Raw genomic sequence first — 22,054 nt, 5'->3', positions numbered from 1 at the left:
AGCGGTCGGGAGACAGCGGTCTTCTCCCGGTCCACAGGGCTCAACGCGGCCGGGCGTCAACGGCTACGGCGGAAGTCAGCCGCAAAGGATGGCACTTCATGGCAGATCACGCATGAGATATCCGGTTTGTAGCCAAACCCAGCGTGAGGGCTCCGGCACAGCAGGTACGTTCTTGCCCGCCGGACAGCAGGACAGATCATGCGGACAAACGCCCACAAGTCTCCCCGCGCCCGGCATGGTTCGACGGTTCGCACGAGAGGACCCGGCCATGGCGTCGTCAACGGTGACCTCGTCCCGACCCGACCGGCCCGCACGGCCGAACCTCGCCTTCCGGCAGTTGCGCGGACAGCGCTCGCCGGCCGAGTTCGCCGCGGCGGTCCGCCGGGCCGGACTGGAGATCGGCGAGCAGGTCAGCTGTGACGCGCGCTACATCGGCCGGGTCGAGGCGGGCGAGATCCGCTGCCCCAACTACGCCTACGAACGGGTGTTCCTGCACATGTTCCCCGGCCGCACGCTCACCGACCTGGGGTTCGCGCCCCGCTCGTCGGTACGCGGGCGCCGGGCGCGCGACCTCGAGGACACGCCCCCGGCGTACGCCACTGACCCGGCGGACGCCACGAGTGAGACCAGCGGGGTGTGCGAACCGTATGAGACGCGGAACCCGTACGACCCGTACCACCCGCACGACACCTACGAGGAGAGCGACGTGCTGCGTCGCGCGTTCATGACCGGCGGGGGCGCCACGGTGGCCGCCGCCTCGCTGGGACCCGTCGGCCTCGCCCTCGACGCCGCGGCGGCACAGCGCCCCGTGCGCCGGGCCGGGGCGACTGACGCGGGTGCCCTGGAAGAAGCCGTCCGCCGGATCCGGCTGCTGGACGACCGGCACGGCGCGGACGGCCTCTACCGCCGCGCGGCCGCACCGCTGCGCGCGGCCTACGCCCTGCTGGACGCCGGGGCGACCCGGCAGACGACGGCGGACCGGCTGTACTCGGGCGCCGGTGAACTGGCCATCTCCGTGGGCTGGCTGGCCCATGACTCGGGGCGTTTCGAGGACGCCCGCTCGCACTACGCGGAGGCGCTGGCGACCGCCCGGATGACCGGCGACCCGGGCCTGGAGGCGCACGCGTTCTGCAACACGGCGTTCCTCGCGCGCGACGCGGGCCGGCCGCGCGAGGCGGTGCGGGCGGCCCAGGCGGCCCAGCGCGTCGCCCGGCCGGTGGGCTCGGCCCGGCTGATGTCGCTGCTCGCACTGCGCGAGGCGGGCGGCTGGGCGGGCCTGGCGGACCGCGTCGGCTGCGAACAGGCGCTGGTCCGGGCCCAGGCCCTCTTCGACCGCGGCCCCTCGGAGGCCGACCCGGAGTGGATGAGCTTCTACGGCGAGGCCGAACTGGAGGGCCTGGAGGCGCAGTGCTGGTCCACCCTCGGCGACTGGCGCCGGGCGGCCCGGCACGCGCGCCGGGCGGCCGACCTGCAGGACCCGCACTTCAAGCGGAACATCGCGCTCTACACGGCGGAACTGGCCGACGACCTCGCCCGGGGCGGACGGCCCGACGAGGCGGCCGTGGCGGGCATGCGGGTGCTGGAGCTGCTGGAGGAGGTGCAGTCGTCGCGCATCCAGACGATGCTGGCGGCCACCGCACGGGTGCTGTCACCGCACCGGCGGGCTTCGGGGGTGTCGGCGTTCCTGGAGCGGCACGCCTGCCTGCCGCGCACGACTTAGGCCAGGTGCCCCAGATCGTTCCAGCTCTCGATCGCCGGCTCCCCGTACGCCCAGCCCAGCACCGACAGGGACGTCGGGTTCAGCCGGATCCGGGCCGCGAAGTCCAGCGGCAGGCCCAGCCATCGCGCGCCTATGGAGCGCAGGATGTGCCCGTGGGCGAAGACCAGGACGTCGCGGTCGGCGGAGCGGGCCCACGCGACCACCTCGTCGGCCCGGGCCGTGACCTCCGCCAGGGTCTCGCCCTCGGGAACGCCGTCGCGCCAGATCAGCCAGCCGGGCCGGACGGCCTGGATGTCCGCGGGGGTCATGCCCTCGTACGCCCCGTAGTGCCATTCCAGCAACGCGTCCCAGGGCTGCGCGCGGTCGCCGAAGCCGGCCAGTTCGCACGTGTCACGCGCGCGTGCCAGCGGGCTGGTGCGCACCTCCACCGCGGGCAGGCCCTCGTACGGCGCCCGGTGCAGGCGCTCGCCGAGCAGCTTCGCCCCGCGCCGGCCCTCCTCCAGGAGGGGCACGTCGGTCCTGCCGGTGTGCTTTCCGGACAGGGACCACTCGGTCTGTCCGTGGCGGGCCAGCAGGATGCGCGGAGCCATGGGGAACCTTTCCGGAAGAACAACGCAAGAGGAACTCCTCCATCATCGCGCACCCCCGTGACGGGCAACCCGGGGGTCGATCCCGGCGTCTTCAAGGGCCGGGGCGCCCACCAGGGAGCGCACGTACGCCGTAAAGTGGCACGACCGGACGGCCGGGCGCCGCGTGACGAGAAGGGGGAGGGCGATCGGATTGCCGCACACCGAGACACCGGGCACCGAGGTGGCGGCTCCCGCTCCCCGGCTGCGCTGGTGGACCGAGCTGCCGCTGATCGTGCTGGTCTACGCGTGCTACACGGCGGGGCGGCTCCTCGCCCGGAGCGACGTCTCCGGGGCGGTCGACCACGGTCTGGCCCTCCTGCGCTTCGAGAAGGCGCTGCACATCGACTTCGAGACTCCGCTGAACCGTCTCTTCACGCGCGAGGCGTGGATAGGCATACCGGCGGACTTCTGGTACGCGTCCCTGCACTACCTGGTCACGCCGGCGATCCTCGTGTGGCTCTTCCGGTCCCGGGCCGTGCGCTACCGGGCCGAGCGGACCTGGCTGATGACCTCGACCCTCATAGGCCTGATCGGCTTCACGCTGCTGCCGACCTGCCCGCCCCGGCTCCTCGACGCGAGCCACGGCTTCGTGGACACGATGGCCCAGTACAGCTCCTACGGCTGGTGGGGCGGGGCGGCGAGCGCGCCGCGCGGCATGGGGGGCATGACCAACCAGTACGCGGCGATGCCGAGTCTGCACGTGGGCTGGGCCCTGTGGTGCGGGGTGATGCTGTGGCGTCACGGCGGCACGCGCGCGGCGAAGGCGGCCGGAGTCGCCTACCCGCTGATCACCACGATCGTGGTCATGGGCACCGCCAACCACTACTTCCTCGACGCGGTCGCGGGCGCGGCCGTCATGGGCGCCGGACTGCTGCTGGCGCCGTTCGTGATGCGGACGGCGGACCGGGTGCGGGCCCGCTTCACACCGGTGGCCACGCCGGTCCCGGCGGCCTCTTCCGCCGCGGGTTCCTCGATTGTCAGTGCCGGATGCCAGACTTCCGCGGGTGAGCGAATTCCACGGCAGCGCGAGTCACGGGTCGGAGCGGGAGCCGAGCCGAGTGCCTCCCCCCAGGACGCGGGGGACGGCACTCCGGCACCGGCTCGCTGAGCTGCGCGGCCCCGACGTACCCGCGAAGGCGCTGGACGCGCGGGCGTTGGCGGCGCTGGCCGCCAACCCCGGCTGCGCGCGCCGCGCGATCCTCGACGGCGCCGGGGTGAACAAGGCGGCGCTGGCGAGCGCGCTGGGCTCGCCCTCGGCCTTCGGCCAGTCGCAGTTCGCGCTCACGCGGGGCAACGCCTTCGAGGCTCGGGTCAAGGGGGACGGCGGCGCGGAGCTGCTGCGGCTGGTGCACGAGAAGCTGGACCGCTCCGCCGAACCGCCCGCCCACGCGCGCGTGCCCGACCTGACCGCCACCGGCCCCCAGGGGCGCACGGCCCGTACGGAACTGGAGCTGCGGGAGGCCGCCGCGCACCCGGGGGCGTGGACGCTGCTCGACCACCCGATGCTCGCGCTGGACGTCGCGGGCTCCCCCGCCTTCCTGGAGCCGGACGCGGTGGTGGTGCACCCGGACGGCAGCTGGACTGTCGTGGAGATCAAGTCGTTCCCGCTGCTGGACGGTTCGGCGGACCCGGCGAAGGTCGGCGCGGCGGCCCGGCAGGCGGCGGTGTACGTGCTGGCGCTGGAGGATGTCGCGGCCCGGCTCGAGCCCGCCCCGCGCGTGCGGCACCGCGTCCTGCTGGTGTGCCCCAGGGACTTCTCCAACCAGCCCGCCGCGTCCGCCGTCGACGTCCGCAAGCAGCGCGCGGTGACGGCACGCCAGCTGACCCGGCTGACCCGCATCGAGGACATCGCCGACGCACTGCCCGAGGGCACCTGCTTCTCGCCCGAGCTGCCCGCCGAGGAGCTGACGGCGGCCGTGGAGTCGGTCCCGGCGACGTACGCGCCCGAGTGCCTGTCCGCGTGCGAGCTGGCCTTCCACTGCCGGACCCGCGCGCGTGAGGGGGGTGCCGTGACCTCCCTGGGGCGGCCGGTCCGCGCCGAGCTGGGCGGTCTGACGACCGTCGAGGACGTCCTGGCGGCCGCCCGCGGCGAGGCCGGTGACCCCGAAGACCCTGCGGTCGCGGCCCTGCGGCGCGCGGCGGCCCTGCGCGCGGAGGCACTGGAGGCGGCGTGTCGCTGATCTCCACGCTGGCCCGCCTCGAAGCGGTCAGCACCGGCCGCGCGCAGCCCGCCGCCACCGTCCGGCACCGCCACCTCTCCGACCGCCCGCTGGTCCTCGTGCCGCTCACCACCGCCGGTGAGGCCGGTGCCCCGCTGGGCGCGCTGGTCGGCACCGAGCGGGACGCGCCGCTCCTGCTGGTCGTCCCGCAGCCCCGCGACCGCGACCTCCGGTTCGCGTTCCTGGCCCGGCTGGCCGACGTGGTGCTGCCGTACGTCGACGCCTGCGCCGAGGTCGTCGAGCCCGCCGAGCGCACCGAGACCGACCCGGAGACCGGCAAGCGGGTGAAGGTCGAGGTGGAGCTGTGCGCGGACGCGCCGCAGCTGATCGTGCCGAGCCGGGCCGGCATCGACCTGGTGCGGCTGCTCGGGCGGTCGACGCGCTTCCGGCGTACGGCCGAGCAGGAGCCGGACGCCCCCTACCCGGCGCCGCCGCGGGTGCCGCTGCTCGGGCGGTGGCTGACGCACTTCGGGGAGCGCGCGCGGGTCCCCGGCTCCTCCCTGCTGCTGGCGATGACCGACGTCCTCGGCCGGCACTGGGCGACCGGGCAGTCGTCCCTGGAGGACCAGCACCTGGGGGCGCTGCTCGCCTGGATCGACCCGCCGGAGGGCGTGACCGGCGCCGAGGCGGCGCTGCGGGCCGAGCTGGAGCGGGACGCCGGGGGCCAGCTGACCTGCCCCCCGGCCGGCCCCGCCACCGACCCGGCGTTCGACAACAAGCTGCTCGCCCCGGCCATCGAGCGCTACGACCGCGCCCGTACGGCCCTGGCGGCCGCCGAGGACGGGCTGCAGGCCGACGACCGGCTCGGCGCGCTGACCGTCGCCGAGCGGGAGATCCGCGACCTGGTGCTCAGCCGCACGCGGCCCACCTGGGACGCGGTCTGGCGCGGCCTGGACCTGCTGCGGGAGCTGCCCGAGGGGGCGCATGTCGAGGAGCGGTGGACCCGCGACCGCTGGTCGTTCACCGGCCACCGCGACCGGGTGCTGGCCGGCGAGCCGCCGCAGCCGCGCCGCGACGACGCCGTCACCGCGGCGAACAAGCTGGCCACGCGCGAACGCGAACAGGCCCGGCTGGAGGCGCAGGAGGCCCTCGACGACCCGCTGGTGATGGCGGGCCGGCGGCTGTCCGGGGAGGCGTTCGCGGGCGAGGTCACCGATGTCGTCATGGCGTACAGCGAGGGCAAGCGGCCCAGCCCCCGCCCGCTGGTCACGGTGCGCACGGACGACCGGCCGCATCTCGGGGAGCGCACGAAGGTGTACCGGTCGCTGGGCGGGAAGCCGCAGTCGGCGGAGTTCGTCACGGCCGAGGAGGACGGCGCCTACGTCGTGCTGCGGATCCTGGACAAGATGGGCCGGGGCAAGGAGCCCGAGCCGGGGTCGGTGCCGGACAAGGGCGACCGGGTCTGCTTCACCCTCTTCGAGCACGAGCAGCGCGGCGGCGCGAAGCTGCCCGACCCGGAGCAGACGCCGTGGACGCACGGCGGGCCGCCCGGCGAGGCGACCCTGGAGGCGGCCGACCCGGTGACCGAGGAGGATGTGCTGTGACCACGGTGTTCGACCCGTCGGCCGCCGCGGCCCAGGCGACCGACGCGATCCTGGACGACACGCTGCACGGCACCGCGCGCGGGGTCGTGGTCGACTCCCCGCCGGGCGCGGGCAAGTCCACGCTGGTCGTCCGCGCGGCGCTCGAACTGGCCGGGGCCGGTCGCCCGCTGATGGTGGTCGCGCAGACCAACGCCCAGGTCGACGACCTCGTCCTGCGGCTCGCCGAGAAGAACCCCGAGCTGCCGGTGGGCCGGCTGCACAGCAGTGACACCGACCCGTACGACAAGGCCCTCGACGGCCTGGACAGCGTCCGCACGTCGGCGAAGGCGGCCGATCTCGCGGGGCTGGCCGTGGTGATCTCCACGGCGGCGAAGTGGGCGCACGTGAAGGTCGACGAGCCGTGGCGGCACGCGATCGTCGACGAGGCGTACCAGATGCGCTCGGACGCGCTGCTCGCGGTGGCCGGGCTGTTCGAGCGGGCGCTGTTCGTGGGCGACCCGGGACAGCTTGACCCGTTCGCGACCGTGGGCAGCGAGCAGTGGGCGGGCCTCGCCTACGACCCGTCGGTGTCGGCGGTGACGACGCTGCTCGCGCACAACCCGGACCTGCCCCAGCACCGCCTGCCCGTCTCCTGGCGGCTCCCGGCCTCGGCGGCGCCCCTGGTGTCGGACGCGTTCTACCCGTACACGCCGTTCCGCAGCGGCACCGGACCGGGCGACCGCGCCCTGTCCTTCGCCGTGCCCTCGGACGGCTCGGGCCCCGACCGGGTGATCGACGAGGCGGCCGCGTCCGGCTGGGGCCTGCTGGAGCTGCCGCCCCGGCACACCCCGCGCACGGACCCGGAGGCCGTACGGGCGGTGGCGGTGGTCGTGCGGCGCCTGCTGGAGCGGGGCGGCGCGGCGGTCTCGGAGCGCTCCCCCGACCCCTCGCCGCTGACGGCCGACCGGATCGCCGTCGGCACGGCCCACCGGGACCAGGCGGCGGCCGTCCGCGCGGCCCTGGCCGACCTCGGTGTCACCGACGTCGTCGTGGACACGGCGAATCGGCTGCAGGGCCGCGAGTACGACGTCACGGTGGTGCTGCACCCCCTGTCCGGCCGTCCGGACGCCACGGCCTTCCACCTGGAGACGGGCCGCCTCTGCGTGCTGGCCTCCCGCCACCGGCACGCCTGCATCGTGGTCTGCCGGGCCGGGGTGAGCGGTCTTCTGGACGACTATCCGTCGACGGAGCCGGTGCAGCTCGGGACGGTCGTGAAGTTCCCCGACGGGTGGGAGGCGAATCACGCGGTGCTGGCGCATCTGGCCGAGCACCGGGTGGCGTGGCGACCGTGACCGGCGGCGCAGGGACGGACCGGGGTGGGCGGGAGACGTCGCACGCCGTGCGCGCCACTGGCCGAACTTCGCGGGTTCCGGCCACGCCGGGCGAACACCGGGTGGTGCGGGTCCCGTATCCACCACGGCGATGCCCACTTGCGCGCCCGCGAGACAATGGACGGTGGCCCGCTCCACCGGGCGGGCCACGCGCGACGTACGAGGAGGAGAAGACATGGCGGAGCCCACGCCGCGTCGGAACGAACCGCGGCTACGCCCCGCGCCCCTGCTCTTCGAGCCCGCGGAGGCGGCCTCCGACCCTGAGCACTTCTTCGACCTCGAGTCGATCGACGACCCCCGGGCGCTGCTGGCCCGGGCGACGGAGCTGACGCTGGCGTTCCGGGCCGCGGCGGACCGGGCGCTGGAGTTCCAGGCGATCGCCGCGGCCCAGCTCGCCGACCCGCGGCGCTTCGACCGGCTGACGACGGCGGACATCGCCGAGCGGGCCGAGTGGACCGAGGACTACGCCAAGAAGATGGTCGAGTTCGGCCGTGACCTGCTGCGGGGCGGCGTCGAGGGCCGGGGGCCCGGCGACCCGGTGTGACGCGCCCGCCCGCATGGCATATGCCAGGCGGGCAAGATACCCGCTCCCACCCCCCGCTGTCCCGGTTTCCGGCAACCCTCGGGAACCGCGCGGGCACGGCGGGTAGATGTGGATGTCATGAGCAGCGTATGGAACGTCTCCCACGTCACTCCTGACGGCGCCGCCTGGCTCGCCTCGGCAGGAACGTATCCGCGGAGCACGCTCGCCCTCTGGGAGGAGCGGCCGGACGCCCCGGTCGTCCTGCCCTGCGGGTCGGTCTTCGACGTGGTCAGCGCGCCCGCGATGTTCGGGCGGCGGATGCTGGACCGGCTGTGGGACGACGGTCCCGGCTCGGGCCCGGTCGCGGAGTTTCGGGGCAGGATGCTGCTGTTCGCCGCGCCGGGCACGGCCCAGCGGCTGCCGGCGCTGCTGGAGTGGGAGGAGTGGGGCGCGCACGGCCGCGACCGCCGGGAGGCCGGCCGTACGGACGCCCTGCCGCCGCTCCTGTGCCACGGTCTCGGCGACGCGGTGACCGTCCCGGCCCCGGCCGGCTGCGACGCCCCGGCAGCCCCAGCGCCCCCTGAGGCCCCTGGCTCTCCCGGCGCCCCGACGCCCCTCCCCGACCCGGCCGGCACCGAGGCCGCCGACCCCGCTTCCGCCCGGTCCGGCTCCCGCTGGCTGGTCGCCCCCGACACCCGCCAGCCCTGGCTTCCGGGGCCCGAGGTCCTGCTGTGGGCGGCCGTGCGGGCGGCCCGCTCCGCCGTGCGGATATCGATTTTTCCTCCCGCCGACCAGGGTGCTAAGGTCTACGACGTCAGCAGGCGCCGCTAGCTCAGTTGGTTAGAGCAGCTGACTCTTAATCAGCGGGTCCGGGGTTCGAGTCCCTGGCGGCGCACAGTGTCGGTGGCGGTTTGTGTTCGCAGAATGCGCGAACACAAACCGCCACCGTCGTTTTTCTGCGCGGCTTCGCCGCGCGTTGTGAGGGCTCCGCCACCCCCCTCGGTTCCGCCGCACCCGTCAGCGCCCCACCGCGATCTTCACCGTCCAGGCCCCCGACGCCGTACGCCCCTCCACCTCCACCCGTACGTCCTCCCCCGGCACCGTGAAGCTCTCGCCGAGGGCGACCGGCGCGTCCGCGAGGGGCGGGTAGACCGAGTCCACCCAGCACGCCTCGGTGCGCGGATGGGCGTCGATCACCTCGATCGGCCCGCTGCCGGACTGCGCCCCGCCCCGCACCCGGTACACCAGCACCCCCTGCCGGCAGGCGGCCGCGTCGTTGCCCACCGGCCCCCGGACCTCGAAGGCGAGCACGCTGTCCGGTCCCGTCCGCACCACCGCGAGCTTGGTGCCCTTGCCCAGCCCGAAGGCCGGCGCCCCGGCGGCCCCCCGCACCTGCACCCCGGGTCCCGCCGCCAGCGGCTCCAGGGTCAGCCGGGCGGGCCCTGCGTCCTGGACGCACCGCACCTGCCGCGGGTCCAGCCAGCCCAGCTTCCACTTGTGCCAGCCGAACAGATCCGGGGCGAGACCGAACTGGCTGCCCATCAGGTCCCAGTCGCCGACATGGGTGTCCCAGTCACCCTTGCCGTCGGCGGGCCGGTGGTAGAGGTCCGGCAGATCGAACACATGCCCGGTCTCATGGGCGAGAACCAGCCGATCCGGCGGATGCTGCTCGAACACCGTGACGATGCGCCGCAGATCGGTGCCGTCGGCGCGCAGCGGGGTCGTGAGGTTCACGACCTTGGTCGCGTCGGAGTCCACGCCCGGCGCGTCCGGGTCGGCGACGAAGTACACGACGTCGTAGCGCGAGAAGTCGACCTGCGGATCGGCGACGGCCAGCGCGTCGCGCAGGTAGGCGGCCCGGTGCTCGGGGCTCCAGTCGCGCCGTATGGCGTACGCCGTGGACGGCTGCGGCATGCGGATCCAGTGCCGCAGCGCGTGCGGGCGCAGGGTGAAGCGGCCGTAGGAGGCGCGTTCGAAGAAGCGGGTGGTCGCCGGGAAGTGGTCGGCGGTCAGCTCCTGCGGCGTGGTCATCGGGTGGGCGTCCGGGAAGGACAGGAAGACCATGACCGCGTCCAGGGACCGGGAGGGACGCGGATAGGCGGCGTTCCAGGTGTCGAGGCCCTCCGAGTGGTGGGCGTCGGTGCGCGTCAGGGCGCACGGCGCCGCCGAGTCGGTCTCGGCGACCGAGGGGCCGGCACCCAGGGAGGTCGCCGCGAGCGCGGACATGGTGGTGAACACGGCCGCGGTGCTGCGCAGTCGGGCGCGCGGGAACGGACGCGGCACGGACACCTCCGGGTACGGTTCACGGGACACCGCACCCAGCCTGTGATGATTTGTCGTACTGCGTCCTGTTTGTCTGCACCAGTTGGGTGAAGAGGCCGAAAAATCCCGGACGCCGACACCCCCGAAGCACTCACGGAACGTCACAACTGGTCGGGGGCCTGAAGAAGCCGTCCAGGCTCGCGCAGAAACGATCTGGCAGAAGGGCCGGTTGGTCGGGAACACTGGACACCGGCTGGAAGGCCCTCCGGCCAGCCTCTATGATCGGCACACTTTCCTGACCTTTCCTGCACGGACAGAGATCGAATACATGCGGGAGCGAGCGGTGAGCGGAACCTCCGAAGGGCCGGCGCCCGCGGCAGACCTCGACCGGCCGGTCGTCACAGAGAGTGAGATCCATACGTCGCCTTGTACCGGCCCCCCGTCGCGGCCGCCCTACCGCTCCGTGTTCACGGCCGCCCCGTTCGCGATGGCCGTCGTGGACCGCGAGGGCACGGTCGTCAGCGCCAACGCCGCGCTCGCCGCGCTGCTCGGCGGCACCCCGGAGGGCCTCGCCGGGTCCGTCGCCGCCGACCTGGTCGACCTCACCTCCGACGCCCGCACCTGGCACGCCTACCGCGAGGTGCTGCGCGGCCGGCAGTCCCGCCTGCGCTGCACGCGCCGCCTGAAGCATCCCGACGGGCACTCGCTGTGGGTGCAGGTGCGCGTCACCCCGCTGCCCGCCGAGGACCGGGCGGTGCTGCTGTCGGTCTCCGACATCAGCGCCCGCCGTGAACTGCAGGCCCGGCTGCGGCACTTGCAGATGCACGACCCGGTGACCCGGCTGCCCAACCGCACCCTGTTCTTCGAACGCCTGTCGGCCGCGCTGGAGGCGGACTCGTACGAGCGGAGCGGCACGGGCCGGATCGGGCTGTGCTACCTGGACCTGGACGGCTTCAAGGCCGTCAACGACACGCTCGGCCACCGCGTCGGCGACCGGCTGCTGGCCGCCGTCGCCGAGCGGCTCACGCGCTGCGCGGACGAGGCCGGTCACTCACGGACCAGCATCCCGCTGGTGGCCCGGCTCGGCGGGGACGAGTTCGCGCTGCTCGTCGAGGACTCCACGGGCACCGAGCAGCTGGCGGAGCTCGCCGAGTCGGCGCTGCGGGCGATCCAGGACCCGTTCGACATCTGCGGCCAGCGGCTGTCGGTGTCGGCGTCGATCGGCGTGGTCGAGCGGCACGCGGCCGGGACCACCCCCACCGCCCTGATGCAGGCGGCGGACACGACGCTGTACTGGGCGAAGGCGGACGGCAAGGCCCGCTGGACCCTGTTCGACCCGGAGCGCAACGCGCACCGCATGACCCGTCAGGCGCTCGCCTCCACGCTCCGGCCCGCCATCGACCGGGGCGAGTTCCAGCTGGAGTACCAGCCGCTGGTCGGCATGGAGGACGACCGGCTGCACGGGGTCGAGGCGCTCGTCCGCTGGGAGCATCCCCAGTTCGGCGTACTGACGCCGAATCGGTTCATCGGACTCGCGGAGGAGGACGGTTCGATCGTCCCGCTGGGCCGCTGGGTGCTGCGCACGGCCTGCCGGCAGGCCCGCCGCTGGCAGCTGGACCACCCCGACGAGCCGCCGATCTTCGTCAGCGTGAACGTGGCGGTGCGCCAGATCTGGGACTCCGACCTGGTGGCGGACGTGGCGGACACCCTGGCCGAGACGGGCCTGGAGCCGCACCTGCTGCAGCTGGAGCTGACGGAGTCGGCGGTGATGGGCTCGGCCGGCCGCCCGCTGCAGACGCTCAAGGCGCTCAGCGACATGGGCGTGCGCATCGCCATCGACGACTTCGGCACGGGCTACTCGAACCTGGCGTATCTGAGCCGGCTGCCGGTGTCGGTGCTGAAGCTGGACGGGTCCTTCGTCCGCGGCTTCCAGTACGACGACCGGGACGCGGCGGCCCGGGCGAACCCGGCCGACGAGGTCGTGGTCGAGGCGATGATCCAGCTCGCGCACCGGCTCGGGCTGACCGTCACGGCCGAGTGCGTGGAGACCTCGGCCCAGGCGACCCGGCTGCGCAGCATCGGCTGCGACACCGGACAGGGCTGGCTGTACTCCCGTCCGGTGCCGGCCGATCGCATCTCCGAGCTGCTGGGGGCGCCCGGGGTTCAGGCGGAGGCGGGCGCCGGCAAGCCGTAGGCGTCGGCGATCAGCTCGTAGGAGCGGACGCGGACGCCACCGCCGTGCGCGTTGGCCGTGATCATCAGCTCGTCGGCGCCGGTGCGCTTGGCGAGGTCGTCCAGGCCGGAGCGGACCTCGTCGGGGGTGCCGTGGACGACGTTGGCGTTCCAGGAGTCGACGAAGTCGCGCTCCACCGGGCTGAAGGCGTAGGCCTCGGCCTCCTCGGGGGTGGGCACGAGACCGGGGCGGCCGGTGCGCAGCCGGACCATGCTGAGGGCGGCGGCCAGCACCTGCCGGCGGGCCTCCTTCTCGTCGTCGGCGGCGAGGGCGGAGACACCGATCAGGGCGTACGGCGCGTCCAGCACCGCGGACGGCTGGAAGGACTCCCGGTACAGGTCGAGCGCCGGGACGGTGTTCTGCGCCGAGAAGTGGTGGGCGAAGGCGAAGGGCAGCCCGAGGGCACCGGCCAGTCGGGCACTGAAGCCGGAGGAGCCGAGCAGCCAGACCGGCGGGCGGTGCGGGGACTGCACACCGCCGGGGGACGTGGCCTGGACCGGGCCCGGCACGGCGTGGATACGGCGGTAGGGGTGCCCGTCGGGGAAGTCGTCGTCGAGGAAGCGGACCAGTTCGGCGAGCTGCTGCGGGAAGTCGTCGGCGCCCTCGTTCAGCCGTTCGGTGCGGCGCAGGGCGGCGGCGGTGGCGCCGTCGGTGCCCGGGGCGCGGCCGAGGCCGAGGTCGACGCGGCCCGGGGCCATGGCCTCCAGCGTCCCGAACTGCTCGGCGATCACGAGCGGGGCGTGGTTGGGCAGCATCACACCACCCGAGCCGAGCCGGATGCGGTCGGTGTGGGCGGCGAGGTGGGCCAGGATCACGGCCGGGGACGACGAGGCCACCCCCGGCATGGAGTGGTGCTCGGCGACCCAGTACCGGTGGAAACCGCGGCGCTCGGCGAGCCGGGCCAGGTCGACGCTGGTGCGCAGCGCGTCGGAGGCGGTGCGTCCGGCCCCTACGGTGACCAGGTCCAGTACGGAGAGGGGGACGGGGGCGCTGCCCTGTGCTGCGCCGCGTATCTCGTCTGCCGCCACGGTGGGGTGCCTCCTGCTGTGGGCCGGGTGCTGCTGTCGTCCCGGCGATAACAGGGGACTGTCTCCGGTTATTCCCCGCGGGAGGGTCAGGCGGCCTGTTCCCAGTCACCCCGGACGCTGCCCCGCGGAGGGCGCCGGGCGGCCTTCTCGCGGGCGCGCAGGACGATCCACCCGAGGGCGGCGGCACCGGTGAGCCACCAGGGCAGGCCCCAGAGGGCACCCCACCAGCGGGGGCGCGGGCCGAGGAGGGCTTCCACGGCGGCGGTGGCCATGGCGGCGGACAGGCTCCAGCACAGGAGCCGCCCGGCGAGGGAGACAGCGCTTGCCGGGGGTCTCGGCAGGTCCGGTTCGGGCATCGGGGACCGTCCTTCACGGGTGACACGCCGGCTGCGAACGAGGCCAGTGTGCCCGGGGTGCACAGCGGAAGGGGAACGCGCTTTCGGTCAACCCAAGCGCTCCGGGATACGGCGGAGTTGACCGTTCCGCACCCCCGGCCGGGCGTCTGGCCCCGGTATGCCCGGTTCTGCGCACGAGAAGGGGTGGGACCGATTCCGGCCCGCGTGGGCGACGCGTTCGCGGGCAGGGACCGCCGGTCCGCCGGGATCGGATGTCGGCCGCGCACACGGACCGCCGCCCGCGATGGCGTCCGCGGGCGGCGGTGGACGGCGACGCAGGGGTGCGGTCAGGCCTGGACGATCGGCTCCCGGGTGAACAGCGCGCCCAGCTCCGGCGCGTTCACACGGCGGTCCGCCAGGCGCAGGGCCTCCCAGACCGTGACCTGGTTGGCGGTCAGGACCGGCTTGCCCAGTTCCTTCTCCAGGGCCGGGATGTGGGCCGCCGTGTGCAGGGCCGTGTCGGGCAGCAGGACGGCGTCGGCGTCGGGGTGGTCGGACTCGCGGGCCAGGGCGAGGAGTTCCGTCTCGCCCCAGGTGCCCACCTCCGCCGCCGTGATGATGCCGGAGCTGTGGACCGACACGACCTCCACGCCGTCCGCGCGCAGGAAATCCGCGAAGAGGCCCGCCACGTCCTCCGGGTACGTCGCGCCGATCGCCACCCGGCGCGCCCCGATCTCCCGGACCGCGTGGACGAACGCGAACGACGTCGAGGAAGCCGGCATGCCGGCCGCCATGGCCAGGGTGCGGACCTGTTCCTGCGCGCCGTCCCGGCCGTAGACGAAACTGCCGCTCGTGCAGGCCCACACCACGGCCTCCGCGCCGGCGAGCCGCAGTTCCTGGACGCCCGCCTCCAGCCGCCGGGCGGAGCCCATCTCGAGCAGCGCGTCCACCCGGTGCGCGTCCTCACCGATGTCGGTGTGCACCAGGTCCACCCGGATGTCGCTGCCCAGCAACTGCTCGATGCGCGGATAGTCGTCCTCGGCGGAGTGGCCCGGGTAGAGAAATCCCAGTGCTGTCATGTCCAGCCTTCCTGCTGCTGCTCTTCTTCCGGCACTACGGGCCCGGGGTCGGCCCCCGGCGGTAGGAGACCGGACCGCGCCTCCGGATTGATCAGCGCTTGGTACGGTCCCACCGCACGGGTACCCAGTCGGCGCAGCGCCGCCCACATCGTCACTTGGTTGGCCGAGATCACCGGGATCCGCAGCTCGGCCTCCAGCTGGGGGATCACGTCGTAGGTGGGCAGGTTGGTGCAGCTGATGAAGAGCGCGTCGGCGTCGCCGCGGACGGCCTGCCGCGCCATGTCCACCACCTCCCGGTAGGGGACCTTCCAGATGTGCCGGGTCAGGCCCATGAAGGCGCAGCCGGAGATCGCGACGCCCGCCTGGGCGACGTAGGCCTCCAGCGACCGCGTGACCGAGACCGTGTACGGCGTCACCAGCGCCACGCGGCGCACGTCCAGCTCCACCAGGGCCTCCAGCAGCGCCCCGGAGGTGGTGATCGCCGGGACCGCCCCGGCCCTGCTCATCGCCTCGCACATCGCGCGCTCGCCCATGGTCCCGCCGACGAAGCTGCCCGACGTGCAGGCGTAGGCCACGACCTCGGGGGCGATCGCGTTGAGCGTGCGCACCGCCTCGCCCAGCGTCTCGTGCTCGCTGACCAGGCGGGCCAGGTCCAGACCGACCTCGACCGGCACATAGGGCGTCCGGGTCATGTGCAGGGAGATCTCGTCCGGCACCCAGCGCCACAGCTCGCGGTCGAGTGCGAAGTCGAAGGGGGCGACGACGCCGACCCCGCGCTGCGGGCTGGGCCCGCCGAGAAAAGAGACGTCCATTGGCAGGCACCGGCCTCACGCTGGGCAACGAGTACACAACGGATCGTGGGAACGCCCGTGTTGACGACGGTAGGTTCGGGTGCGAGCGTGGTCAATCCGCCCGGATCACTCCCTGGTCAACACCCGGTTAACTCGTCGTCACCGGCGGCCGCGCAAGGCCGGCCGGCCCTGCCGAACGGCTGGAGAAACGGCTGCTCATGCCCACCCCCACCCTTCTCGTCCTGGACGCCGAACCCCTCCCCCGCCTCGGCCGCCTCACCGGCCGCGCCCGCGTCGAACACACCGACGCGGCCGGTCTCGCGGAGCGCCTCCCGCGTGCGGACGTACTCCTGGTGTGGGACTTCACCTCGCGCGCCGTGCGGGACGCCTGGCCGGGCGAGGGTCCGCGGCCCCGCTGGGTGCACACCGCCAGCGCCGGCGTGGACCACCTGATGTGTCCGGAACTCGCCTCCTCCGACACGGTGGTGACGAACGCGCGCGGCGTCTTCGACCAGCCGATCGCCGAGTACGTCGCCGCGCTCGTGCTGGCCATGGCCAAGGACCTGCCGCGCACCCTGGAGTTGCAGCGGGAGCGCACCTGGCGGCACCGCGAGTCGCGCAAGGTGGCCGGGAGCCGGGCCGTGGTGGTCGGCTCGGGCCCGATCGGCCGGGCGATCGCCCGCACGCTCAAGGCCCTGGACGTCACGACCGCGCTCGTCGGACGCGCCGCGCGCACCGGCGTGCACGGCCCGGAGGACCTCGACCGGCTGCTGTCGCGCGCCGACTGGGTGATCGCGGCGGCGCCGCTGACGGATCAGACGCGCGGCATGTTCGACGCCCGCCGCTTCGGTGTGATGCAGCCGTCCGCCCACTTCGTCAACATCGGCCGCGGCCCGCTCGTCGTCGAGGACGCCCTCGCCGAGGCCCTGCACAAGCGCTGGATCGCGGGCGCCGCCCTGGACGTCTTCACGACCGAACCCCTGCCCGGCGAGAGCCCGTTGTGGCGGGCCCCGGGCCTGATCGTGTCCCCGCACATGAGCGGCGACACCGCCGGCTGGCGGGACGAACTCGGCGCGCAGTTCGTGGAGCTGTACGAGCTGTGGGAGGCGGGCAAGCCGCTGGTGAACGTGGTCGACAAGCAGCGTGGGTATGTACCGGGCCACTGACCGCGTTCCTGGGAGGGTGGATGACCGAGCTCAGCGAGCTGACCGCCGTACGGCTCCTCGACGGGTACCGCACGGGCGAGTGGAGTCCCGTGGAGGCGACCCGCGCGGCGCTGGAGCGCGCGGAGGCGGTCCAGCCGGAGGTGAACGCCTTCGTCCGGCTGACCGCCGAGGAGGCGCTGGCGCGGGCCCGGGAGTCCGAGGAGCGCTGGCGGCGCGGTGAGCCGCGGGGGCTGCTGGACGGGGTGCCGGTCACCGTCAAGGACATCCTGCTGCAGCGCGGCACCCCGACCCTGCGCGGATCGAGGACCGTGGACCCGGCGGGGCGCTGGGACGAGGACGCCCCGTCCGTGGCCCGGCTGCGCGAGCACGGGGCGGTCTTCCTCGCCAGGACGACGACCCCGGAGTTCGGCTGGAAGGGCGTGACGGACTCGCCGCTCAGCGGGGTGACGCGCAACCCGTACGACCCCTCGCGCACCGCGGGCGGGTCGAGCGGCGGCAGCGCGGCGGCCGTGGCGCTCGGCGCGGGACCGCTGTCGCTGGGCACGGACGGCGGCGGCAGCGTCCGCATCCCGGCGGCGTTCTGCGGGATCTTCGCGCTGAAGCCGACGTACGGGCGGGTGCCGCTGTACCCGGCGAGCGCGTTCGGCACGCTGGCGCACGTCGGGCCGATGACCCGCGACGCGGCGGACGCGGCGCTGCTGATGGACGTCATCGGCCACCCGGACTCGCGCGACTGGTCGGCCCTCGCCCCGCCGCCGGGGGCGTACGCGCAAGGGCTGGCCGGCGGGGTGCGCGGGCTGCGGGTGGCGTACTCGCCGTCGCTGGGCGGGCAGGTGGCGGTACGGCCGGCGGTCGCCGCGGCGGTGCGGCGGGCGGTGGAGCGGCTGGCGGAGCTGGGCGCCTACGTCACGGAGACCGATCCGGACCTCACCGACCCGGTGGAGGCCTTCCACACGCTGTGGTTCAGCGGGGCGGCCCGGGTGACGCAGCACCTGGGCCCGCACCAGCGGGAGCTGCTCGACCCGGGCCTGCGGGAGATCTGCGCCCGGGGCGCCCGCCACTCGGCGCTGGACTACCTGGCCGCGGTGGACGTCCGGATGGACCTGGGCCGCCGGATGGGCCGCTTCCACGACACCTACGACCTGCTGGTCACGCCGACCCTGCCGATCACGGCGTTCGAGGCGGGCGCCGAGGTGCCCAAGGGTTCCGGCCACCGGCGCTGGACGGGCTGGACGCCGTTCACCTACCCGTTCAACATGACGCAGCAGCCCGCGGCGAGCGTGCCGGTCGGCGTCGACGGGGACGGGCTGCCGATCGGACTGCAGCTGGTGGCCGCCCGGCACCGGGACGACCTGGTGCTGCGGGCGGCGCACACGCTGTACGAGGCCCGGGTGGCGTGGGCCGGCCGGCTCAGGCCCTCCGGAAGCTGAGCGTCTCCCCCGCCGCTCCCGACCTCCACAGGTCGTTGCACGCCTCGGCCATGGTCTCCAGGCCGTCGACGACCTGGCCCCAGACGATGCCGGGCACCCAGCCGACATCGCCGTTGAGCAGCAGGTTGTTGCGCTCGTAGAACAGGGCCAGGTCGACGAGGGTGGTCCCGGCGCGGACCTCGCGGTCGTAGCCGTAGGCCTTGGTCCCCAACTCGGCCCCCGCGAAGGTGAAATAGCACAGATCGCCGGGAATGGGGGTGATGGTCGGGTTTTCCAGGGGTGGTTCGGCCGGGGCGAAGGGCGGGAACAGGGCGTAGATCTCGTTGCGCGCGTACTTGGCGTGGTAGACGTCGCCGGCCAGCGGAAGGGAGTCCCAGACGGCCGCGCAGGTGATCGGCGCGCGGTCGTCCAGCAGCCTGGCCGTGCAGGTCACCTCCCGCTTGACCAGCGAGACTTCGATGTAGCGATCAGCCATGCCCTCCATGGGAGTGCCCCCGGCCGCCGCGGTCAAGGGCGCATCGGCGCGGTACCGGTCCGAAAAAGATCCGCATAACTCGAAAGGCCTTGGGTAGCCGCGCGCCCATGGCCTCACCACCAGACAGAATTCCGCCGCTATACAGGCGTGACCGAACATCAGGACCCAGCCGCCGGTCGCTGCTCGCGGGGGTCGCGGCGCTCGGCGCGCTGGGTGCGTCCGGATGCTCGCGCGTGGCCACCGCCTCCGGCACGGAGGGGGGTGAACTCCTGCAGCGGCTGCGCGCGCAGGGCGTCGTCCGGCTCGGCATCGCCGGGGAGATCCCCTTCGGGTACATCGACAAGAACGGCGAGCTGACCGGCGAGGCGCCGGAGCTGGCGAGGGTGATCTTCAAGCGGCTCGGGGTGGACCGGGTGCAGCCGGTGCCCACCGAGTTCGGCTCCCTCATCCCGGGTCTGAACTCCCAGCAGTTCGACGTCGTGGCCGCGGGGATGTACATCAACCCCGAGCGCTGCCAGCAGGTCATCTTCTCCGACCCCGACTACCAGATGCTCGACTCCTTCATCGTGCGCAAGGGCAATCCGCTGGGCCTGCGCGACTACAAGGACGTCGTCGAGAAGAAGGCGAAGTTCGCCACCGGCACCGGCTACGCCGAGATCGCCTACGCCGTCGAGGCGGGCTACAAGGAGAGCGACATCCTCATCGTGCCCGACCAGGTGGCCGGTCTGAACGCCGTCGAGGCCGGGCGGGTCGACGTCTTCGCCGGGACGGCGCTGACCACCCGCGAGGTGGTGAAGAAGTCCGCCAAGGCCGAGGTGACCGAGCCCTTCAAGCCGATCGTCGACGGCAAGCCGCACGTGGACGGGGGCGGCTTCGCCTTCCGGCCCAACGAGACGGCCCTGCGCGACGCCTTCAACCGTGAGCTGCACAAGCTCAAGGACAGCGGCGAACTGCTCCGGATTCTCAAGCCGTTCGGTTTCACCGAGAACGAGATGACGGATCTGACCGCGAAGGAGCTCTGCGGCGGATGACCTCAGGACTCTGGGAACTGGTGATCAAGGGCGTCTGGGTCACGATCCAGCTGCTCGTCCTCAGCGCGCTGCTGGCGGGCGCCGTGTCCTTCGTGGTCGGTGTCGCGCGCACCCACCGGCTGTGGATCGTCCGCTTCCTGGCGGGCTTCTACACCGAGGTGTTCCGCGGGACCTCGGCCCTGGTGATGATCTTCTGGGTGTTCTTCGTGCTGCCCCCGGCCTTCGGCTGGCAGCTGGTGCCGCTGTGGGCGGGCACGCTGGCCCTCGGACTGACCTACGGGGCGTACGGCTCCGAGATCGTGCGCGGCGCGCTGGCCGCGGTGGACCCGGCGCAGAAGGAGGGCGGGATCGCGCTCAGCTTCACGCCCTGGCAGCGGATGCGGCTGATCCTGCTGCCGCAGGCGGTGCCGGAGATGATCCCGCCGTTCTCCAACCTGCTCGTCGAACTGCTCAAGGGCACCGCCCTGGTGTCGATCATGGGCATGGGCGACCTGGCCTTCAGCGGCAACCTGGTGCGCCTGGCGCTGCAGGAGAGCGCGGAGATCTACACGTACATCCTGCTTATCTACTTCGTGATCGCCTTCCTGCTCACCCGGGTCATGCGGGGCCTGGAGAAGAAGCTGAAGGCGGGTGTCGGCAAGGCCCCGGAGCGCAAGCCCGACACCGAGCTGAAGCGCCCTGAGACGACCAACGTGGGGGGTGCCGTCTGATGCAGTGGGACTGGAGCGCGGTCTCCGACTTCATGCCGGACTTCTGGGACGGCCTGCTGGTCACCCTGCAGATCCTGGTGTTCGGCTCCCTGATCTCGTTCGCACTGGGACTGGTGTGGGCCCTGCTGACGCGGGCGCCGTCGCGGTGGGTGACCTGGCCCGTCGGGGTGGTCACCGAGTTCGTCCGCAACACCCCGCTGCTGGTGCAGCTGTTCTTCCTGTTCTACGTGCTGCCCGAGTGGGGTCTGACCTTCTCGGCGCTGACCACGGGTGTGTTCGCCATCGGGCTGCACTACTCGACGTACACGATGCAGGTCTACCGGGCCGGCATCGAGGCCGTGCCGGCCGGCCAGTGGGAGGCGGCGACGGCGCTGAACCTGCCGCTGCGCCGGACGTGGACCGCGGTGATCCTGCCGCAGGCGGTGCGCCGGGTCGTCCCCGCGCTCGGCAACTACGTCATCGCCATGCTCAAGGACACGCCGCTGCTGATGGCGATCACCGTCCTGGAGATGCTCGGCCACGCGCGCCTGTTCTCGCAGGAGCACTTCCAGTTCACCGAGCCGCTGACGGTGATCGGCGTGGCCTTCATCGTCATTTCCTACCTGGCCTCCCTTGCCCTGCGAGCCCTGGAGCGACGCCTTGTCCACTGACACCCTCCCCGATCCCGAGATGAACCCCGAGAAGGACTCCGGCCGGGTGATCTCCCGCAGCAGCGGCGAGCTGATCCGGCTGGAGCAGGTCACCAAGCGGTTCGGGGACAACACCGTCCTCGACCACCTGGACTTCTCGGTCGACGCCGGCAAGCACGTGACGCTGATCGGGCCGTCCGGATCGGGCAAGACCACGATCCTGCGGCTGCTGATGACCCTGCTCAAGCCCGACGAGGGCACGATCACGGTCGACGGGCAGCAGCTGTTCCCCGCCTCCGACAAGGAGGTCCGGGAGGTCCGCAAGAAGATCGGGATGGTGTTCCAGCAGTTCAACCTGTTCCCGAACATGACGGTGCTGCGGAACATCACCGAGGCGCCGGTCACCGTGCTCGGCCTGTCGAAGGACGAGGCCGTGGAGCGGGCCAAGGGCCTGCTGGAGATGGTCGGGCTGTCCGACAAGTGCGACGCGCACCCGGCCCAGCTCTCCGGCGGTCAGCAGCAGCGGGTGGCGATCGCCCGGGCACTGGCCATGCAGCCGCAGGTGCTGCTGCTGGACGAGGTCACCTCCGCGCTCGACCCGGAGCTGGTCGCGGGCGTGCTCGACGTGCTCAGGGACATCGCCCGCTCCACCGACATCACGATGCTCTGCGTGACCCACGAGATGAACTTCGCCCGGGACATCTCCGATCAGGTGCTGATGTTCGATTCCGGCCGCATCATCGAGGCCGGCCCGCCGGAGAAGATCTTCAGCGAGCCGGAGAACGACCGCACCCGGGAGTTCCTCAGCGCAGTGCTGTGACTACGTGCCGTGACCAGGCACGACCTCGGGCCCGGCGACCGGGGCACACTCCTGGCATAT

21 protein-coding genes and 1 tRNA gene are annotated in these 22,054 nt (G+C 73.2%); 15 read left to right on the top strand and 7 right to left on the bottom strand.

Annotated features, from left to right (window positions below):
- Positions 1-268: 268 nt before the first annotated feature.
- On the top strand, positions 269-1,720 hold the full coding sequence (locus ABZY20_RS28165) for a hypothetical protein (protein WP_356444850.1): 1,452 nt from the start codon (positions 269-271) through the stop codon (positions 1,718-1,720).
- Here the strand turns inward: ABZY20_RS28165 and ABZY20_RS28160 are convergent.
- Positions 1,717-2,310, bottom strand: a complete 594-nt coding sequence (locus ABZY20_RS28160; RefSeq protein ID WP_356444848.1) for a histidine phosphatase family protein — start codon at positions 2,308-2,310, stop codon at positions 1,717-1,719. The genes ABZY20_RS28165 and ABZY20_RS28160 overlap by 4 nt on opposite strands.
- A gap of 190 nt (positions 2,311-2,500) precedes the next feature.
- Here ABZY20_RS28160 and ABZY20_RS28155 point away from each other — a divergent pair, with 190 nt between their 5' ends.
- The 7 genes from ABZY20_RS28155 (at position 2,501) to ABZY20_RS28125 (ending at position 8,900) form a co-directional block, all read left to right on the top strand.
- Entirely contained in the window at positions 2,501-3,457 is a 957-nt protein-coding gene (locus tag ABZY20_RS28155) for a phosphatase PAP2 family protein (RefSeq protein ID WP_356444846.1), read from the top strand.
- Positions 3,408-4,529, top strand: a complete 1,122-nt coding sequence (locus ABZY20_RS28150; protein WP_356444844.1) for a hypothetical protein — start codon at positions 3,408-3,410, stop codon at positions 4,527-4,529. The genes ABZY20_RS28155 and ABZY20_RS28150 overlap by 50 nt, the downstream gene beginning before the upstream one ends.
- A complete protein-coding gene (locus ABZY20_RS28145) occupies positions 4,520-6,112 on the top strand; it encodes a hypothetical protein (RefSeq protein ID WP_356444843.1) in 1,593 nt (530 codons plus the stop codon). Before ABZY20_RS28150 ends, ABZY20_RS28145 begins: the two co-directional genes overlap by 10 nt.
- Complete coding sequence (locus tag ABZY20_RS28140) at positions 6,109-7,443, top strand: AAA domain-containing protein (RefSeq protein WP_356444841.1); 1,335 nt, start codon at positions 6,109-6,111, stop codon at positions 7,441-7,443. The genes ABZY20_RS28145 and ABZY20_RS28140 overlap by 4 nt, the downstream gene beginning before the upstream one ends.
- A gap of 214 nt (positions 7,444-7,657) precedes the next feature.
- Positions 7,658-8,026, top strand: coding sequence for a hypothetical protein (locus ABZY20_RS28135; protein ID WP_356444839.1), 369 nt, complete (start codon positions 7,658-7,660; stop codon positions 8,024-8,026).
- 117 nt (positions 8,027-8,143) lie between these two features.
- Positions 8,144-8,836, top strand: a complete 693-nt coding sequence (locus ABZY20_RS28130; RefSeq protein WP_356444837.1) for a bifunctional DNA primase/polymerase — start codon at positions 8,144-8,146, stop codon at positions 8,834-8,836.
- Positions 8,827-8,900 (top strand) — tRNA-Lys (locus ABZY20_RS28125). The genes ABZY20_RS28130 and ABZY20_RS28125 overlap by 10 nt, the downstream gene beginning before the upstream one ends.
- A gap of 122 nt (positions 8,901-9,022) precedes the next feature.
- On the opposite strand, the gene ABZY20_RS28120 is transcribed toward ABZY20_RS28125, so the two are convergent.
- Positions 9,023-10,288 carry a M6 family metalloprotease domain-containing protein gene (locus tag ABZY20_RS28120; RefSeq protein ID WP_356445010.1) on the bottom strand — a complete coding sequence of 422 codons (1,266 nt, stop codon included), beginning with the start codon at positions 10,286-10,288 and terminating at the stop codon, positions 9,023-9,025.
- 307 nt (positions 10,289-10,595) lie between these two features.
- Here ABZY20_RS28120 and ABZY20_RS28115 point away from each other — a divergent pair, with 307 nt between their 5' ends.
- The gene (locus ABZY20_RS28115; RefSeq protein WP_356444835.1) at positions 10,596-12,461 is read left to right on the top strand and encodes an EAL domain-containing protein; all 1,866 of its coding nucleotides are present in this window, start codon (positions 10,596-10,598) and stop codon (positions 12,459-12,461) included.
- On the opposite strand, the gene ABZY20_RS28110 is transcribed toward ABZY20_RS28115, so the two are convergent.
- The 4 genes from ABZY20_RS28110 to ABZY20_RS28095 form a co-directional block, all read right to left on the bottom strand.
- Positions 12,431-13,528, bottom strand: coding sequence for an LLM class flavin-dependent oxidoreductase (locus tag ABZY20_RS28110; protein ID WP_356444834.1), 1,098 nt, complete (start codon positions 13,526-13,528; stop codon positions 12,431-12,433). The genes ABZY20_RS28115 and ABZY20_RS28110 overlap by 31 nt on opposite strands.
- 86 nt (positions 13,529-13,614) lie before the next feature.
- A complete protein-coding gene (locus tag ABZY20_RS28105) occupies positions 13,615-13,884 on the bottom strand; it encodes a hypothetical protein (RefSeq protein WP_356444832.1) in 270 nt (89 codons plus the stop codon).
- A 326-nt stretch (positions 13,885-14,210) separates the two neighbouring features.
- Positions 14,211-14,942: a decarboxylase gene (locus tag ABZY20_RS28100; protein WP_356444830.1), complete on the bottom strand. Its 732-nt coding sequence runs from the start codon at positions 14,940-14,942 to the stop codon at positions 14,211-14,213.
- Complete coding sequence (locus ABZY20_RS28095; protein WP_356444828.1) at positions 14,939-15,754, bottom strand: aspartate/glutamate racemase family protein; 816 nt, start codon at positions 15,752-15,754, stop codon at positions 14,939-14,941. The genes ABZY20_RS28100 and ABZY20_RS28095 overlap by 4 nt, the downstream gene beginning before the upstream one ends.
- 197 nt (positions 15,755-15,951) lie before the next feature.
- Between ABZY20_RS28095 and ABZY20_RS28090 the strand changes: the two genes are divergently transcribed.
- Both ABZY20_RS28090 and ABZY20_RS28085 read left to right on the top strand, forming a co-directional pair.
- Positions 15,952-16,899, top strand: coding sequence for a D-2-hydroxyacid dehydrogenase (locus ABZY20_RS28090; RefSeq protein ID WP_356444827.1), 948 nt, complete (start codon positions 15,952-15,954; stop codon positions 16,897-16,899).
- Positions 16,900-16,919: 20 nt separating this feature from the next.
- Positions 16,920-18,329, top strand: coding sequence for an amidase (locus tag ABZY20_RS28085; protein ID WP_356444825.1), 1,410 nt, complete (start codon positions 16,920-16,922; stop codon positions 18,327-18,329).
- On the opposite strand, the gene ABZY20_RS28080 is transcribed toward ABZY20_RS28085, so the two are convergent.
- Positions 18,310-18,804, bottom strand: a complete 495-nt coding sequence (locus ABZY20_RS28080; RefSeq protein ID WP_356444823.1) for a DUF3830 family protein — start codon at positions 18,802-18,804, stop codon at positions 18,310-18,312. The genes ABZY20_RS28085 and ABZY20_RS28080 overlap by 20 nt on opposite strands.
- Before the next feature lie 107 nt (positions 18,805-18,911).
- Here ABZY20_RS28080 and ehuB point away from each other — a divergent pair, with 107 nt between their 5' ends.
- From ehuB to ehuA, 4 genes are read left to right on the top strand one after another with little or no spacing between them, the layout of a single operon-like run.
- Positions 18,912-19,835 (top strand): ectoine/hydroxyectoine ABC transporter substrate-binding protein EhuB, encoded by a 924-nt coding sequence (gene ehuB, locus ABZY20_RS28075; protein WP_356444821.1) that lies wholly within the window; start codon positions 18,912-18,914, stop codon positions 19,833-19,835.
- Positions 19,832-20,545: an ectoine/hydroxyectoine ABC transporter permease subunit EhuC gene (ehuC, locus tag ABZY20_RS28070; protein WP_356444819.1), complete on the top strand. Its 714-nt coding sequence runs from the start codon at positions 19,832-19,834 to the stop codon at positions 20,543-20,545. Before ehuB ends, ehuC begins: the two co-directional genes overlap by 4 nt.
- Positions 20,545-21,195 (top strand): ectoine/hydroxyectoine ABC transporter permease subunit EhuD, encoded by a 651-nt coding sequence (gene ehuD, locus ABZY20_RS28065; protein ID WP_356444817.1) that lies wholly within the window; start codon positions 20,545-20,547, stop codon positions 21,193-21,195. The genes ehuC and ehuD overlap by 1 nt, the downstream gene beginning before the upstream one ends.
- Positions 21,196-21,214: 19 nt before the next feature.
- The gene (ehuA, locus tag ABZY20_RS28060) at positions 21,215-21,994 is read left to right on the top strand and encodes an ectoine/hydroxyectoine ABC transporter ATP-binding protein EhuA (protein WP_356445008.1); all 780 of its coding nucleotides are present in this window, start codon (positions 21,215-21,217) and stop codon (positions 21,992-21,994) included.
- Positions 21,995-22,054 lie beyond the last annotated feature (60 nt).

This window comes from Streptomyces sp. NPDC006624, assembly GCF_040611555.1.
Lineage (GTDB): Bacteria > Actinomycetota > Actinomycetes > Streptomycetales > Streptomycetaceae > Streptomyces.
The sequence above is the reverse complement of the archived record's forward strand: the minus strand, read 5'-3'. Positions and strand labels throughout refer to the sequence as shown.